Here is a 12,832-nt window from a genome sequence, read left to right on the forward strand (position 1 = left end):
TTCTTTTACGATTATCTACTTTTTGCCCCTGCAATTTCTTCTATGATTTCAATTATTTTCTTTCTTGTCTCATCAGGTTCATTATAGATTAAATCATGTGGGTAATATAATTTTGAATCAGATAGCTTTTTCCCTGTTATGCCGTCCACCAATTCTGACTTACGTGAAATCTCTTTTAACTCTCCATTAGGAAATAGTAACAGGATCGGCTTCTTCCCATCTTCCTCACCGTATCTAAAGTAATCATAAGCCTCGTCTGAAATTGTATCCTTCACTAAATAATAGTCAGGGTTAATGCCTATTTTCAAAAATAATTGATGTAGCTCAACAAGTTTTTCTGAATGAATTTGATCTTGAAAATCTACATATTTAAACAAATGACGATTTAAAAACCGCTGACATAAATCACTTAAAATTTCATCTGACTCTTCTTGCCATACTTGGAAGTAATATAATAATACAGATTCATCTAACTTTAAGTATTCATCTAACTCAACGTTTCCTTCAAATAGATTGCCAAAATGAACTGGAACGTAGTTAAAATGATAGCCTGTTTCATTTAAATACTTTGCACGTTGTAGAATTTTAAGTAAGATTGCTTCCGCACTACGAGAAACTGGATGAAAATAAACCTGCCAATACATTTGGAAACGACTAATTAAATAATGCTCCACTGCATGCATCCCAGATTTTTTGATAACAATACCATCTGGACGTGGTCTCATAACTCTTAAAATTCGTTCCATATCAAAGTTCCCATAGCTTACACCAGTGTAATACGCATCCCTTAATAAGTAATCCATTCGATCTGCATCAATTTGACTTGATATCATACTCGTCACTAATTTATTGGTTGATGTCTTTTCTATGATCTCTGAAACTTGCTTTGGAAAGTCCACTCCAACTCTTTGTAAAATGCTATTTATCTCAGTAGAACCTTCAATAATTTCTCTTGTCATTTCTTCATGGTCTAAATTAAAAATTTTTTCAAACGTATGTGAAAAAGGGCCATGACCAACATCATGCAACAAGCCCGCACAAAGCGCTAATAAACGATCTTCTTCACTCCACTCAGGTCTTCCAGAGAATACATCATCAACCATTCTTCTAATAATTTCATATACACCTAAAGAATGAGAAAATCGACTATGCTCTGCTCCATGAAAAGTAAGATATGTAGTACCTAGCTGTTTTATTCTTCGTAGCCTTTGGAATTCCTTCGTTCCAATTAAATCCCAAATCACTTGATCCCTAACATGGATATAACGATGAACTGGATCTTTAAAAACCTTTTCTTCATATAGCTTCTGAAAACGATAAGACATATGTTGGCCCCCCTTCAAACTCTTCATTATAATTGCGTGAAATAACACTTCCACTTTTATCCATTATAACAGATATATATGAAAAAACGCTCCTTACGATGAAGGAACGTTTAATTCTTACCTAGTTTTGATTTTATCTTTACAATCAATTCGTCTTCATTTGGTGCTGATAATGGACGATTATTGACAAAGCAAAATGACTTTTTGCGTCCAGGTCCGCAATATGATTGACAACCCACCTGTATTTCTGCGTCTTCATCTATTCTCTTTAAGCGAGGGACTAGTGTTTTAATATTAGTCGCCTGGCAATCGTCACATATTCTAAATTCATTTGACATGTTTTACAATCCCTTCTGTTCTTTATTGAACATACTATGCAGTATTTTACTCGTTCCAAAAAAGACATGCAAGTATTCACTTCAAATTGCACTCAAATAGTATTCTACTATTTTTTGTATAGTTTTCTATTTTTTTGTCCAAACTTCTATTAATCAGCTAAGAAATAATTTACTTTGCATAACTATTAAAGAAAGTTGAGGGGAATTTCAATGATGAAATTAAGACAAGATGCTTGGACTGAAGAAAACGATTTGTTATTGGCAGAAACCGTTTTAAGGCATGTCCGAGAAGGTAGTACCCAATTAAATGCCTTTGAGGAAGTTGGCGATATTCTAGAGCGCACTTCCGCTGCATGTGGTTTCCGTTGGAATGCTGTAGTCCGTTATAATTATGAAAAAGCACTTCAATTGGCTAAAAAATTTCGTAAAGAAAAACTTCGCCATGCTAAAGGTGAAGATGCAAAAAAGAAATTACTTTATACACCTTCTGAATCTAGTTATATACAAACTGATGTATCTAGTAATTTTGATCGGTATTTAAATGATGAACAAGATTTAGAATTTGGAGTAGAAATTGACCAAGAGTTCGGTTCTTTTGTTGAAACGAATACACTTAGCGATGTAAGTCATGAGACGACATCTGATGATCAAGTGTTGCAATCAGAGGTTGTTTCAAATGTACAAACGAATGTACCAACCGTTTCAAAAACTTATTCAAATCAAGTACCATCTTATAACACGAGAAAAGATTCAATTACTATGTTTGATGTTATTCAGTTTTTACAAGGTCTCTCTAGCAATCAAATCGGTAGTGAACGCTTAGTTCGTGAAAATGATCAGTTAAAACGAGAGATTCTTCTATTACAAGAGCGTAATACTCAATTACAGAGACAAGTAGAAAAACTTGAAACAGATGCAACTACGGTTCAAGAAGACTATGAAACAATGATGAAAATCATGAATCGAGCTAGAAAATTAGTATTATTTGAAGAGGAAGAGAAACCAGCAGCAACATCTTTTAGAATGGATAAGAACGGAAATTTAGAAAAAATTGCTGAATAGAATGTCTACCTTCTATTAAGTTAACTAGACTCTCATAAATAGAGGATACTATGAACTGCCAAAATCATAGTCCCTCTATTTTTTTATGTATGAGCTTTTATATGCAATGGAACGGAAATAAAAAAGGAGGAATTCCTAAAATAAGAATCCCTCCAATAATTATTATTCACCTAAAAACGATTTTTTAAAGAATTCTAGTTGCTTATCAAGTGTTACTGGATCACTGAATGAAGCACCGTTTCCTTCCATTTCATAAACATGATTGTTTTTCACAGCTGGAATGTTTTTATATGTGTTTGTTTTTTGGAATGCAATGTCTGCGCCTGCATACTTACTAATGATTACATAGTCTCCAGCATATTCAGGAAGAACTTCTGCTGAAACTGCGTAATAGCCATCTTTCAATGCCATTTCTTTTACTTTTTCAGGCATTTTTAAATTCATCGCTTGATATAAAATTTCTGTTCCACGTGCCCAGTTATTTCCGAAAACGTATAATTGTTTATCATAAGCTTCAAAAACAGTTACTGTAGCATCTTCACCAATTTTAGCTCGAATTTCTTCACCAGCTTTTTCTGATCTTGCTTTGAAATCATCAACCCAAGCTTGAGCTTCCTTCTCTTTGTTTAAAAGCTTGCCAATTTCAACGTGCTGACTTAAATAATCTAGTTTACCCCATGTATAAGTTACAGTTGGAGCAATTTCTTTTAATTTATCAAGATTTTTAATGTTTGATAATCCAATGATTAAGTCTGGATTTAGTTCAATGATTTTCTCTAAGTTTTCGTCAGATACTTCTGCAATATCTTTCATTTCTTCAGTAAATGTAGGATTATTTTTTGACCAAACATCCACACCTACTACATTTACACCTAACGAAAGAACATTACCTGTAAAACCTGATAATAAGATAACACGTTTAGGATTTGATGGAACTTCCACCGGACCAGTTTCTGATTCATATGTAAACGTCTTTGGCTCTTCTTTTTTAGCACTGTCTTTCTTTTCCGAACTGTTATTGCTACATGCACTAATCACTAGCATTAGGATTAGGACTAATGGGAATAAAACTTTTTTCATTTTTTATTTCTCCTTTAATTAGTTTATTGACAATAGTTTGTTTGTCCGTAGAAAATTTCTCTCAACTTCCCGAACTTGAAAACAATATAAAGCACATCATGAGACACATCTCCTCACGAATGGATATTTTGAAAATTGGATTTTAACCAAATAACATTCACTGAAGTAAAAGGTAAAATCGTTTGCATTTACTAAAATCATCTAAAATTTCCATCTAAAAAAGAAAGGTCTAATTGATAATGATTCTTATTATCGTATTAACTATAAGTTGGATTACAGTATGATGTCAATCATTTTTTAAAAAATTACATAAAAATTCAGATAGTATTATGTTGATATATGATTTTTTTTATTTGTTATGATTCATGTTAAAATAGGAAATCAAACGTAAAAAGCAAGGGGCTTACTCAATGAATCAACATTTAGAACGATTAAAGCAAAATGAAATACGTTTTATAGATGGATCAACCTTGGGACCTTCTTTTAAAGCCATTCAATCTTTTGCATTAGATGATACAATTTGTACGAAGATTGGAAAGCAAGAGTCACCTACAACAGTCCGTACATGGGTACATCATCAAACGATTGTACTTGGTATACAGGATACTAGATTACCAAACTTATCAAATGGGATTAAGTTCCTGAATGAGCATGGTTATAAGGCGATTGTTAGAAATTCTGGTGGACTAGCTGTAGTGTTAGATGAAGGTGTGCTTAATATTTCAATTCTTTTTCCTGAAGTCGAACGCAAGCTACAAATTAATGACGGCTACGAAACGATGTATGCACTTATTCAAGATATGTTTAAGGATGTAACAAGTGGTATTGAAGCAAAGGAAATTGTAGGTTCATACTGTCCAGGGGATTATGACTTAAGTATAGATGGTAAAAAATTTGCTGGTATTTCACAACGCAGAATTCGTAAAGGTGTCGCGGTACAAATCTATTTGTGCATAAATGAAAGTGGTGCAAAGCGAGCATCAATCATTAAGGACTTTTATGAAATTGCGATAAATAATAAAGAAACGAACTTTAAATATCCAAACATCAATCCGAATACAATGGCCTCTCTCTCTGAATTATTATCAATTAATCTTTCAGTTTCTGAGGTTATGAAAAGACTTCTTCAGTCGCTGATCAAACTAACCTCTACAATTGTGACGAACTCTCTCCAAGGCGATGAGATAGATTTATATAATCATCATTTACAACGTATGATTGATCGTAATGAGGAAATAGAAGCATTACAAGTAGATTTTTGAACAATAAAAAAGAGTACCTCATCGGTACTCTTTTTTTATAGTGCTTGTGCTGCAGTAATTATTGATAGTTTATATACGTCTTCACTATTACAGCCACGAGATAAATCGTTTACCGGCATGTTTAGTCCTTGTAAAATTGGGCCAATTGCTTCAAAGTTACCTAGACGTTGAGCAATTTTGTATCCAATATTTCCAGCTTCTAAGCTTGGGAAAATAAATGTATTTGCATCACCTTGAATGACTGATTCAGGTGCTTTGCTTTTCGCAACAGAAGGAACAAACGCTGCGTCAAATTGGAACTCGCCATCTAACGTTAATTCAGGCGCTAATTCTTTTGCAATCTTTACTGCTTCAGCTACTTTTTCTGTTTCAGGAGATTTAGCAGATCCTTTTGTTGAGAAACTTAACATAGCAATTTTAGGATCGATATCGAATAGTTTAGCTGTTTTTGCGCTCTCTATTGCAATTTCAGCTAAGTCTTGACTATTAGGAGCAATATTAATCGCACAATCTGCAAACACATACTTTTCATCGTCACGAACCATGATGAATACACCAGAAGTTTTTGACACGCCTTGCTTTGTCTTAATAATTTGAAGCGCTGGACGTACAGTATCTGCAGTAGAATGTGTTGCACCACTAACTAATCCATTTGCTTTGTTTGAGTAAACTAGCATTGTTCCAAAATAATTTGGGTCTAATAATGCTTTACGTGCTTGTTCCTCAGTTGCTTTTCCTTTACGACGTTCAACGAATGAAGCAACAAGTTCTTCCATATTTTCATATGTACTTGGATCTAATATCTCTACTCCCTCAAGTGCTAATCCTAAATCACTTGCTTTAGCTTTAACGTTAGCAACCTCACCAATTAAAATCGGTTTTAGTACATTTTCTTTTGCAAGACGATCAGCAGCCGATAAAATTCTTTCATCAGTTCCTTCTGGTAAAACAATCGAAATCCCTTTCCCAGCTACTTTTTGTTTAATACCTTCAAATAGATTACTCATTGTGACCTCCAAATTATCTCGGTTATTTATATGTACAATAATAAGAATAAAACCTTTTTACAATAATGAAAAATATAATATTCCGATTAAAGCGCTCTCATTTAAAATAAGTTTATTCGTAATTTTCTAACTAAAATTGACTACTGTATAATTTTGTATGTTTTTACAAAATACTTTTAATTGTAGTATGCTATATAAAAGAAAATCAATACGATAACGTTTGGGGGATTTAAAATGAGTGAAGCTGCAAAAACTTTAGATGGCTGGTATTGCTTACATGACTTTAGAAGTATGGATTGGCATGCTTTTAAGCAATTAAGCAGTGATGAGCGCCAAGTAGCAATCGCAGAATTTCAACAAGTATTTTCAAAATGGAATCATGTAGCTGATTCTGGTGAAGGTAGCCACGCAATTTATAATATTTTAGGTCAGAAAGCTGACATTATGTTTATGGTTTTACGTCCAACGATGGATGAATTATTACATATTGAAACAGAGATTAACAAAACTACTCTTTCTCAATTTATGATTCCAACATATTCATACGTTTCTGTTGTTGAGTTAAGTAATTATTTAAGCGCAGAAGATGGAGATCCATATCAAAATCCTCATGTACGCTCTAGACTTTACCCAGCTTTACCAAAAGCACAATATGTTTGTTTCTATCCTATGGATAAAAAACGTGAAGGCGAAGACAACTGGTACATGCTTCCTTCTGGAGCACGTAAAGATATGATGTATAGTCATAGTAAAATCGGTCGCGGTTATGCTGGAAAAGTTAAACAAATCATTACTGGTTCAGTTGGATTCGACGATTACGAATGGGGAGTAACTTTATTCTCAGAAGATGTACTACAATTCAAGAAACTTATTTACGAAATGCGCTTTGATGAAGTAAGTGCACGTTACGGCGTGTTCGGCTCATTCTTCGTAGGTACAATCCTTAAAGAAGACGCATTTGCTAAATACTTATATGTTTAATTGAAATGTGGAAGCGCCTCGCTCAGCCCCGACAAGCATAAGACAATGACTGGAAAAGTTGCTTTTTAACTTTTATAGGCATTGGCTTATGCTTGTCGGGGCTAGGCGCTGGAACTAGACATATAGAAAAGTGGATGCGCCTCGAGTAACTAGACAATAGAAAAGCGGAAGGCTTTCTTCCCCCAAAAAACTTCTCAAACTGAGAAGTTTTTTTATTTTGCATTTGGAAAAGATGTCATATGTTCTTCTAGATTTTAATATAGTTACAGTAGTGAACGAACTATTCAATCCTCGCTTTCCGATCTTCTATGAATACACACAATTTTATTCGGATGAGGAGGCTTTCTTATGGCTGTTATTCGTCATACAGAACAAGAGGTATTACTATTGGCTCGATTAATGCGTGCTGAAGCTGAGGGTGAAGGAAAAGAAGGCATGCTGATGGTGGGAAATGTCTGTGTTAATAGGGTATTATGCGATTGCTTAGATTTTAAAAAACTTAGAAGTATCACTGATATGGTGTATCAAAGTCCTGGTGGATTCGAAGCTGTACAAAAGTCATATTTTTATCAGCGCGCTCGTGACCAAGATATCGAATTGGCAAGAAGAGTTATAGCAGGACAGCGTTTTTGGCCTGCGAATTTCTGTTTATGGTTCTTTGAACCTTCAGGATCATGTCCACCAACATGGTACAACCAAAAATTAGCTGGAAGATTTAAGGCGCATTGTTTTTATCAACCAAGCCCTCAAGATTGTCCAAAAGTCTTTTAGTATTGAATTAAAGCCTATATTAAGGAGGTTTTTTCTTTGAGTAATCCTTTCGAATATTATCAAAATATTTATCGAGCAACACAACCTGCTCCACAACAAGGACAACAAACGGGGCAAGGGCAAGGATTTGCAGCCCCATCTGGTGGTATGATTACACAACAAGGTCAAGTTGTATCCTCACCAGCAATGTTTGAACAATCATATGTAGAAAATATCCTTAGACACAATCGGGGGAAAATTGCTACGGTTTATATGACCTTCACTGGTAATCAACAGCAAGTTTTCGTCGGGTATGTAATGGGGGCAGGTCGAGACCATATTGTACTTAGAGATGTAAATTCAAACAAAACGTTTATCTTACTTACAATTTACTTAGATTACGTTACATTTGATGAACAAATAGGTCTTCCTTACGAACTTTAAAAAAAAGTGTTCAATATAGTGCAAATCGCACTTTTATTGAACACTTTTTTTATTTCATCACTGCAATTCCTACTAAAATCCAAGCGATTAAAAATGATAAGCCACCCAAAGGTGTAATGGCACCAAGGATTTTAATACCAGAGGTACTTAATATGTACAAGCTTCCTGAGAATAACAGTATACCAATGACTGATAACCAACCAGCCCAAGTTAATTGCGGAGTTGATCCATATTTATCAATTAATAATCCAATTACGAATAGTCCTCCCGTTTGAAACATTTGATACTGGACAGCTTTTTGCCAAATTTGAAGTGATCTTTCAGAAATCTTCCCTTCAAGTCCATGAGCCCCGAATGCTCCTAATGCAATCGATACAAATGCAGATATACTACCTAATAAGAAAAATAGCTTCATACTTACTTTATCCCCCTACTATTTAAAAATCTAATAATGATCCACCTTGTTCTGACTCATCATATTTAGGCATCACAGCCATTTGAGTTTGAATAGGTTGACTAGGAATTGATTGAACAATATTACTACTGCTTAAATGACTAGAAACTTCTATACTACCTTCTTCTTCAAGCATTAACTCGCATAAAGCGCGAATACTAGCTATACGTTCACGAAATTGTCCTGGCTTTTGCGTATTTGCCTTTGCCTTTAGCAATTCATTTTCAATTTGCTGAATTACTTTTTCTACACTAATATTCAGATAAATCACCACCAAGCTTTTTTAGAACAATCCAATAAAGTTTATTATACTATGCCTTTTTTCTGAAAGCGAATACGAACCAAAATAACCACTATTATAATTGAACAGTGGTATACTAAGATAATTAATTTTTAGGAGGTAAAACATTGGAATATAAAATGATTGTATTAGACATTGATGACACGCTCTTAACAGATGAACATGTTATTTCTCCCCCCACAAAAGAGGCTTTGCTTAAAGCCCAAGATATGGGCGTAAAAGTTGTTCTTGCTTCCGGGAGACCGACCTTCGCAATGCATAAATTGGCTGAAGATCTTTTATTACATGAATACGGAAGCTATGTTCTTTCTTTTAACGGAGGCATCATTACTGATTATCGCACTAAGAATAATGTATATGAATGTACACTAACGAAAGAACAAGCACATGAACTTTATGAACTTAGTAAAAAACATGATGTATTTGTTCATACATACGTTGAGAATGATATTATCACTGAAAAAGGTAATCAATATACAGATATTGAAGGACAACTTACTGGAATGGCTATAAAAGAAGTAAATAGTTTTACAGAGCATGTGCAAAACGACGTTGTTAAACTTCTAATGTTAGAAGACCCTGAAAAGTTAGTAAAGGTTGAAAAAATACTTCAACAAGAACTTGAAGGTAAAATTAGCGTAATGCGCTCGAAGCCTTTTTTCTTAGAACTTACAAATAATGAAGTGGACAAAGGTAAAAGTTTGAATCACCTTATTCAAATTCTAGGAATTCGACAAGACGAAGTGATTGCAATAGGTGATGGCTACAATGATCTTCCGATGATTAAATTTGCTGGTCTTGGTGTAGCAATGGGAAATGCAGCAGATGAAATTAAGCAACAAGCTGATTATGTAACTTCATCTAACAATGAAGATGGCGTAGCAAAAGTAGTTGAGAAATTTATTTTCGAAAACATAAAATCGCCAATTTAACTTAATTAAAAAGGTTGTCCTAAGGGCAACCTTTTTTTGTAGAAACCGTGTAAAAATTAGATTCTCAGACTGTTTGAAAGGTTTTCTATAGACTTCTTTTTCATTTAACCTTCCAATCAATCGGTTCCATTTCAAATTCAACAAGCTTTTCGTTAATTTTTGAAAACGGCTTACTCCCAAAGAAACCTCTACTAGCTGATAGAGGACTAGGGTGATGTGATTTTAATACAAAATGATGCTCACTTGTTAAAAGTTTCTCTTTTGCTTGAGCATGTTTACCCCAGAGTACAAAAATAATCGGTCTTTCTTGTTTATTTAATTCGGTTAAAATTTGGTCAGTAAATATTTCCCAACCTTTATTCTTATGTGAGTTTGGTTCACTATCACGGACAGTAAGCACTGTATTTAATAATAAGACACCTTGCTTAGCCCAACTTTTCAAGTATCCTTCTTTCGGTATATCGAGACCTAAATCATGATGTAACTCTTTATATATATTTCTTAAAGAAGGAGGAATTTTCACACCAGGTAAAACAGAAAAACTTAAGCCGTGTGCTTGCCCTTGTTGATGGTAAGGATCTTGGCCGATTATGACTACCTTACAATCTTCATATGAACATTCATTTAATGCCTGAAAAATATGTTCTTTTTCAGGATAAACTCTTTTCTCACTATATTCGGTTTCGATAAATTCTATTAATTCTCTAAAGTATGGCTTATCAAATTCATTATTTAAGATTTTTCTCCATTCTGAAGATAATTGAAACAAAGAAATACCACCTTTCTTGACGAAATTTCCCGAGAAATAAGTCAATGATTCAATTTTTTGTTGAAACGTGTAACTTAATACCATACTTGAATAAACATGATGGCTACTAATATTTGAAATCCTACAATTAATAAGGCATATAAAGATAACTTTTTTCCTTGTTGTAAAATATACTTTATATTTACATTTAATCCAATTGCCGCCAAAGCGATAATTTCTAATAGATGACTAGATTGATTCGAAACATTTGATAACCAGCTAGGCAATACGCCTATACTATATAACACGCAAAGAGCTGCAAAGCCAATTACATACCATGGAAATTTCACCTTTAGTTTTTCATTAGTGTGATCAGTCATTGTTTTTCGTTTACTATTCGATAAAATAATGACTACTGCAACTAAGAAAATAACCCTAATTAGTTTGAAAATCGTTGCGTAATTTTTTACGTCATCATTTACTAAACTACCGCTCGCAACTACTTGTCCAACAGATTGCAACGTGCTGCCTAGTAAAGCTGCTGTAGGCAATGTTTCTGAGTGATATAGAACGGCAGCAATAAGCGGTAGGATAAACATTAAAACTGTTCCCATCAAATTGACAATTGTTACAGCCAATCCTTTTTCTTCTTGTGTTGCATGTATAGCTGGTGCAGTGGCACCTATTGCTGATGAACCACATACAGCATTCCCACTAGCCATTAAATAGCTAAAGTTAATCCCGAAGCCTAGTTTTTTACCAATCCAAATTGTAAAAATTAATACAAGCGTCATCTGGATCACAATCATTAATAATCCTTTAAAACCTAATAAATGTATCATCTGGACGCTAACTGTTGCTCCAAGCAAGAATATAGATACTTCTAACAAAGTGCTTTCTGCAAACTTTCTTCCAATTTGATAATTTGATTTGACGCCAAAAGTGTTACCAATCATTAAACCAATTAAAATTGAAAAAGTTGCTGCACCGACTGGTATGATAAACGACAATACTTGACTAATGATTGCAATCAAAAGGCATAGTATAAACCCTGGTAAAATACGTTTCATTTTCCCCATTATTTCTCTCCAAGTTTTGCCTTAATTTTATGTTCTTTATCTTTCTTTATCTAAACATGAAAAAAGAAATTCGACAAGATTCTTGTCGAATTTCTTAATTTCTACCACATATCTAAACTTCTTCATAGTTTGAAACTTCTACAATATAATGAGGTCTTCTTTTTGTTTCAAAATACGTTTTACCAATATACTCACCAATAACCCCAGTAATCAATAATTGTGTACCGCCAAAAAGCATAATTATATTTGAAATGGTATATAAGCCTGGAATTCGAACACCAATAAATAGTACTTTAAAACTCATCATAATGAAAAATATAAGACTAAAAATAATCAGCATTAGACCAAGCTTTGTTAAAAATCTTAACGGTTTCGTATGATAACTAAGAATATATTCAATACTGTTTTTTAATACATCGAATCTTTTGGTTTCAGCTTCCTTATTCATTACACGTGAAGTTACTTCATACTCAATCGTTTTTATTTTATAGCCAATCCATTTAAACATGCCTTTAGAATAACGGTTCGTCTCTGGCATACTTAATATGGCATTTACCGCTTTCCTACTTAACAAGCGAAATTGAGCATCATTTTGAAGTAGATCTGGATCTATCAATTTACTTATAAATTTTTCACCAATACTTCTTTTCGCTTTTTTCATTACACCATTTTCTAATTTTCTTTTTGCGACTACTTGATGGAACCCTTTTTTATATTCTTCAACCATTTCAAGAATCATATTTGTTGGATGATTAAAGCTACCATCCATTAGAATGACCGCATCACCTTTGGCATGCTCAAAACCTGCGCAAATAGATCCCTCTCTACCAAAAAAGCGACTAAAAGAAATATATTTCATATGTTTACTATGATTTGAAATTACTTGAAGAGCAAGTAATGTATCATCCTCGCTTCCATCATTAATGTAAATCAACTCATAGTCTTCACGGAGTAGTTTTAATGTGTTCGTTAAATTCACATGGAATTTCTCTAAACTTTCTCCAACATTATGACAGTAAATTACAACTGATACCTTCATTTAAAAACACCTACTTATCAAAAACTATTA

The 12,832-nt window shown here is 33.6% G+C and carries 15 protein-coding genes; 6 read left to right on the forward strand and 9 right to left on the reverse strand.

The genetic code is table 11. The features are described 5' to 3' along the window. Window positions 1–11: 11 nt before the first annotated feature. Window positions 12–1,325, reverse strand: coding sequence for an HD domain-containing protein (locus CAB05_RS15760; RefSeq protein WP_088001491.1), 1,314 nt, complete (start codon window positions 1,323–1,325; stop codon window positions 12–14). A 110-nt stretch (window positions 1,326–1,435) separates the two neighbouring features. Further along, the gene (locus CAB05_RS15765) at window positions 1,436–1,663 is read right to left on the reverse strand and encodes a YuzB family protein (RefSeq protein WP_088001493.1); all 228 of its coding nucleotides are present in this window, start codon (window positions 1,661–1,663) and stop codon (window positions 1,436–1,438) included. Window positions 1,664–1,876: 213 nt separating this feature from the next. On the opposite strand from CAB05_RS15765, the gene CAB05_RS15770 reads away from it, so the two are divergent. Next, window positions 1,877–2,725, forward strand: coding sequence for an RsfA family transcriptional regulator (locus CAB05_RS15770; protein ID WP_088001736.1), 849 nt, complete (start codon window positions 1,877–1,879; stop codon window positions 2,723–2,725). Between the two features lie 162 nt (window positions 2,726–2,887). Here CAB05_RS15770 and CAB05_RS15775 read toward each other — a convergent pair whose 3' ends face one another. Further along, complete coding sequence (locus CAB05_RS15775; protein WP_088001495.1) at window positions 2,888–3,805, reverse strand: iron-hydroxamate ABC transporter substrate-binding protein; 918 nt, start codon at window positions 3,803–3,805, stop codon at window positions 2,888–2,890. Between the two features lie 410 nt (window positions 3,806–4,215). On the opposite strand from CAB05_RS15775, the gene lipL reads away from it, so the two are divergent. After that, the gene (gene lipL, locus CAB05_RS15780; protein WP_088001497.1) at window positions 4,216–5,067 is read left to right on the forward strand and encodes an octanoyl-[GcvH]:protein N-octanoyltransferase; all 852 of its coding nucleotides are present in this window, start codon (window positions 4,216–4,218) and stop codon (window positions 5,065–5,067) included. 35 nt (window positions 5,068–5,102) lie between these two features. Here lipL and pta read toward each other — a convergent pair whose 3' ends face one another. Beyond that, window positions 5,103–6,074: a phosphate acetyltransferase gene (gene pta / locus CAB05_RS15785; protein WP_088001499.1), complete on the reverse strand. Its 972-nt coding sequence runs from the start codon at window positions 6,072–6,074 to the stop codon at window positions 5,103–5,105. Window positions 6,075–6,308: 234 nt separating this feature from the next. Between pta and hemQ the strand changes: the two genes are divergently transcribed. The 3 genes from hemQ (at window position 6,309) to gerQ (ending at window position 8,249) form a co-directional block, all read left to right on the forward strand. Continuing rightward, complete coding sequence (gene hemQ, locus CAB05_RS15790) at window positions 6,309–7,055, forward strand: hydrogen peroxide-dependent heme synthase (protein WP_088001502.1); 747 nt, start codon at window positions 6,309–6,311, stop codon at window positions 7,053–7,055. Window positions 7,056–7,403: 348 nt separating this feature from the next. Next, window positions 7,404–7,826 (forward strand): cell wall hydrolase, encoded by a 423-nt coding sequence (locus CAB05_RS15795; protein ID WP_088001504.1) that lies wholly within the window; start codon window positions 7,404–7,406, stop codon window positions 7,824–7,826. 36 nt (window positions 7,827–7,862) lie between these two features. Continuing rightward, the gene (gerQ, locus tag CAB05_RS15800) at window positions 7,863–8,249 is read left to right on the forward strand and encodes a spore coat protein GerQ (protein ID WP_235821526.1); all 387 of its coding nucleotides are present in this window, start codon (window positions 7,863–7,865) and stop codon (window positions 8,247–8,249) included. A 49-nt stretch (window positions 8,250–8,298) separates the two neighbouring features. On the opposite strand, the gene CAB05_RS15805 is transcribed toward gerQ, so the two are convergent. Both CAB05_RS15805 and CAB05_RS15810 read right to left on the reverse strand, forming a co-directional pair. Next, the gene (locus CAB05_RS15805; protein WP_088001506.1) at window positions 8,299–8,664 is read right to left on the reverse strand and encodes a DUF423 domain-containing protein; all 366 of its coding nucleotides are present in this window, start codon (window positions 8,662–8,664) and stop codon (window positions 8,299–8,301) included. A gap of 22 nt (window positions 8,665–8,686) precedes the next feature. Then, window positions 8,687–8,974: a YwdI family protein gene (locus tag CAB05_RS15810; protein WP_088001508.1), complete on the reverse strand. Its 288-nt coding sequence runs from the start codon at window positions 8,972–8,974 to the stop codon at window positions 8,687–8,689. A gap of 137 nt (window positions 8,975–9,111) precedes the next feature. On the opposite strand from CAB05_RS15810, the gene CAB05_RS15815 reads away from it, so the two are divergent. After that, window positions 9,112–9,936 carry a Cof-type HAD-IIB family hydrolase gene (locus CAB05_RS15815; RefSeq protein WP_088001510.1) on the forward strand — a complete coding sequence of 275 codons (825 nt, stop codon included), beginning with the start codon at window positions 9,112–9,114 and terminating at the stop codon, window positions 9,934–9,936. 100 nt (window positions 9,937–10,036) lie between these two features. On the opposite strand, the gene CAB05_RS15820 is transcribed toward CAB05_RS15815, so the two are convergent. The 3 genes from CAB05_RS15820 to CAB05_RS15830 all read right to left on the reverse strand — a co-directional run bounded on the left by CAB05_RS15820 (window position 10,037) and on the right by CAB05_RS15830 (window position 12,802). Next, the gene (locus CAB05_RS15820) at window positions 10,037–10,705 is read right to left on the reverse strand and encodes a uracil-DNA glycosylase (RefSeq protein WP_235821528.1); all 669 of its coding nucleotides are present in this window, start codon (window positions 10,703–10,705) and stop codon (window positions 10,037–10,039) included. A 74-nt stretch (window positions 10,706–10,779) separates the two neighbouring features. Continuing rightward, a complete protein-coding gene (locus CAB05_RS15825; protein WP_088001514.1) occupies window positions 10,780–11,763 on the reverse strand; it encodes a YeiH family protein in 984 nt (327 codons plus the stop codon). Between the two features lie 112 nt (window positions 11,764–11,875). Next, the gene (locus CAB05_RS15830; protein WP_088001516.1) at window positions 11,876–12,802 is read right to left on the reverse strand and encodes a glycosyltransferase family 2 protein; all 927 of its coding nucleotides are present in this window, start codon (window positions 12,800–12,802) and stop codon (window positions 11,876–11,878) included. Window positions 12,803–12,832: the final 30 nt, after the last annotated feature.

This window comes from Gottfriedia solisilvae (assembly GCF_002128405.1).
Classification (GTDB): Bacteria; Bacillota; Bacilli; order Bacillales; family Bacillaceae_G; genus Gottfriedia; species Gottfriedia solisilvae.

Excerpts from the sequence above, each read along its gene's own strand:
- CAB05_RS15760 (WP_088001491.1), bottom strand. The coding sequence starts at position 1,325 with ATGTCTTATCGTTTTCAGAAGCTATATGAAGAAAAGGTTTTTAAAGAT.
- CAB05_RS15795 (WP_088001504.1), top strand. The coding sequence starts at position 7,404 with ATGGCTGTTATTCGTCATACAGAACAAGAGGTATTACTATTGGCTCGA.
- CAB05_RS15765 (WP_088001493.1), bottom strand. The coding sequence starts at position 1,663 with ATGTCAAATGAATTTAGAATATGTGACGATTGCCAGGCGACTAATATT.
- lipL (WP_088001497.1), top strand. The coding sequence starts at position 4,216 with ATGAATCAACATTTAGAACGATTAAAGCAAAATGAAATACGTTTTATA.
- pta (WP_088001499.1), bottom strand. The coding sequence starts at position 6,074 with ATGAGTAATCTATTTGAAGGTATTAAACAAAAAGTAGCTGGGAAAGGG.
- CAB05_RS15775 (WP_088001495.1), bottom strand. The coding sequence starts at position 3,805 with ATGAAAAAAGTTTTATTCCCATTAGTCCTAATCCTAATGCTAGTGATT.
- hemQ (WP_088001502.1), top strand. The coding sequence starts at position 6,309 with ATGAGTGAAGCTGCAAAAACTTTAGATGGCTGGTATTGCTTACATGAC.
- CAB05_RS15830 (WP_088001516.1), bottom strand. The coding sequence starts at position 12,802 with ATGAAGGTATCAGTTGTAATTTACTGTCATAATGTTGGAGAAAGTTTA.
- CAB05_RS15770 (WP_088001736.1), top strand. The coding sequence starts at position 1,877 with ATGAAATTAAGACAAGATGCTTGGACTGAAGAAAACGATTTGTTATTG.
- CAB05_RS15805 (WP_088001506.1), bottom strand. The coding sequence starts at position 8,664 with ATGAAGCTATTTTTCTTATTAGGTAGTATATCTGCATTTGTATCGATT.
- CAB05_RS15825 (WP_088001514.1), bottom strand. The coding sequence starts at position 11,763 with ATGGGGAAAATGAAACGTATTTTACCAGGGTTTATACTATGCCTTTTG.